The sequence below is a fragment of the Mesorhizobium sp. M1E.F.Ca.ET.063.01.1.1 genome (assembly GCF_003998155.1).
In the GTDB taxonomy this organism is placed as follows: Bacteria; Pseudomonadota; Alphaproteobacteria; order Rhizobiales; family Rhizobiaceae; genus Mesorhizobium.
The window spans coordinates 1-2,643 of the sequence record NZ_RZSC01000790.1 but is presented as its reverse complement, the minus strand read 5'-3'; the positions used below and the strand labels follow the sequence as shown (position 1 = coordinate 2,643).

Sequence of the window (2,643 nt, the reverse complement as noted above, 5' to 3'; positions counted from 1 at the left end):
CTTCTCCAGCCCGTGCAGCCGCTCCTCGCCGGCATCGAGATCGGCAAGATCCGCCGCCATCGTGTCGCGCAGCTGCGCCAGGTCGTCGACCGCGACATTGTGCTTGCGCGAGGCCGCGCGCAGCGAAAACAGCCGCTCCTCGGCCTTCTCGAGGCGCTGCGGATCGTATTCGGTGGCGCGAAGCGCCGTCTCGACGCCGGACTGCGCCGCGTCGAGCGATATCATCGCCTCGTCCAGCGACTTCACCACGTCGTCGAGCAGTCCCGGCACTTCACCTGCCTTGCGCTGCAGCCTGCGCAAAAGGCTGGCGAGCTGCGGCAGCGGCGAAGACGGCCCCGACAGCACGTCCTGCGCGTCGTGAATCTCGGACGCGATCTTTTCGGCGCGCATCATCTGGGCGCGCAATTCAGCCAGCTCGGTCTCCTCGCCCGGCTGCGGATCGAGCTTCGCCAGCTCGGCGACTGAGGCCCTGAGATAATCGGCCTCGCGCGCCGCCGCCTCGACCTTGGCGCGGTGCCTGGAAAGCTCCTGCTCGCAGTTTCGCCAGTAGCGCCACGCCTCGCCCGCCCCGCGCACAGCGCCGAGATGGCCGCCGAAACTGTCCAGCAATTCGCGATGGGCGCCGGGATCGACCAGCGCGCGCTCGTCGTGCTGGCCATGGATTTCGACCAGCGCGCGGCCGACGTCGCGCATCAGGGTCACGCTGGACGGCTGGTCGTTGACGAAGACGCGAGTGCGTCCGTCGGCCGTCTGCACCCGGCGCAGGATGATGTCGCCGTCGTCCTCGATATCGTTGTCGGCGAGCAGCGCCCGCGCTGGATGGTTGCGCGGCACGTCGAACACCGCGATGACCTGGCCCTGTGCCGCGCCGTGGCGGACGAGCGAGGCGTCGCCGCGCGTTCCAAGCGCCAGCGACAGCGCATCAAGCAGGATGGATTTGCCGGCGCCGGTCTCGCCCGTCAGGACCGAAAGTCCAGGCAGGAAGTCGATGTCCAGCTTCTCGATCAGGACGATATCGCGGATCGACAGTCTGGACAGCATCAGGAGTGTCAGGCGCCGGTGATCAGCTTCCCGGCCTTGGATATCCACGACCCGGCATTTTCGCGCGGCTCAAGCCCGTTGCTCTGCAGGAGCTTGTAGGAATCCTTGTACCACTGGCTGTCCGGATAGTTGTTGCCGAGCACCGCCGCCGCCGTCTGCGCTTCCGACGTCAGCCCCATCGCGTAGTAGCTCTCGGTCAGGCGCGCCAGCGCCTCCTCGACGTGGCGCGTGTTGGAATAGGTCTCCACCACCGTGCGGAATCGCTTGACGGCGGCGATATATTCGCGGCGTTCGAGATAGTAGCGGCCGATCTGCATCTCCTTGCCGGCGAGCTGGTCGGTGGCGAAGCGGATCTTGTCCTTGGCGTCGTCGACATATTCGGAGTTCGGCCAGCGCGTCACCAGGTCCTGCATGGTCTGCACCGTCTGGCGCGCTTCCTTCTGATCCTGGGTGACGTCCTTGATCTGCCGGTAGTAGCTCAAGCCGATGATGTACTGCGCGTAGGCGGCATCGTCGGTCGACGGATAGAGCGTGAGATAGCGCTTGGCGGAACCGATCGCCTCTTCATAATTGCCGGCGCGATAGTCGGCGAAGGCGCCCATCACCATCGATTTGCGGGCGAATTCCGAATAGGGATGCTGACGGTCGACGGCGTCGAACTTCTTGCTCGCCTCATCGAGACGGCCGGCATTCAGGTTGGCGAGGCCCTGATTGTAGAGAACGTCGGCGGGCTCGGTCTGGTCGACATAGGTCGCCAGGTTGACGTCCTTCTCGGACGACATGCAGGCCGACAGCACCAGCGACGGGGCAATCAACGAAAACGCCAGGAAAACAGCCCGATGCGGCGCCTTCGATTGACCAACTCGCGAAAACAACATGTTTGAATTCCGCCCTTTCGGCGTCGTTTCGGTCCGGGCCGCAGCCATAAACCATTATCCCCTTGCCCGGCAACGCTATGTCCGGCCAATCGCACATTTTTGTGGCGGTTTGGCGCCTTGCCCAAAGCAGTATAATTTCATGGCCTTGTGATGCACCCGTGCAACACAAGGCCACCTACAAAGCCAGAAAATCGTTAAGAATCAGATCACCCAGGGCGCGTAGACCGGTCCGCTGACGGCGATCATTTCTGCCACGCGGCCGCGCTCGCGGCGTCGTGTCTCGACGATCTCGAAGGCCGTCCGGTCCGACAGCAGCCGGCGCAGCGCCGCCGCGTTCATTCGGTGACCGCCGCGATAGGAGCGGAAGCAGCCGATGAAGCGCGCGCCGGCAAGCGCCAGATCGCCCATGGCATCGAGCGTCTTGTGCCGGGCGAATTCGTTGGGGTAGCGCAGCCCCCCGACATTGATGACGCGGTTGTCGTCGCCGATGACCAGCGAATTTTCCAGCGAAGAGCCGAGCGCGTAGCCGGCGGCCCACAGCCGCTCGACATCCTTCATGAAACCGAAGGTGCGCGCCCGCGCGATGTCGCGGCGGAAGATGTCGGGGTTGATGTCGGAGGCAAAGAGCTGGCGACCGATCGCCGGGCTTTCGAAATCGATCTCGATCTCGAATCGCGTGCCGTCGTAAGGGCGGAATTCCGCCCATGATGCGCCGGCTTCGATG

3 protein-coding genes are annotated in these 2,643 nt (G+C 64.5%); all 3 read right to left on the bottom strand.

The annotated features are described in order from the left end of the window. Nucleotides 1-1,041: AAA family ATPase (locus EOA29_RS32360; protein ID WP_145969928.1), on the bottom strand; the 1,041-nt coding region annotated here is incomplete at its 3' end. An 8-nt stretch (nucleotides 1,042-1,049) separates the two neighbouring features. Next, nucleotides 1,050-1,919 carry an outer membrane protein assembly factor BamD gene (locus tag EOA29_RS32355; RefSeq protein WP_126093095.1) on the bottom strand — a complete coding sequence of 290 codons (870 nt, stop codon included), beginning with the start codon at nucleotides 1,917-1,919 and terminating at the stop codon, nucleotides 1,050-1,052. Between the two features lie 201 nt (nucleotides 1,920-2,120). After that, nucleotides 2,121-2,643, bottom strand: a 523-nt coding sequence (locus EOA29_RS32350; RefSeq protein ID WP_189479057.1) for a UDP-3-O-acyl-N-acetylglucosamine deacetylase, incomplete at its 5' end; no start/stop codon positions are given.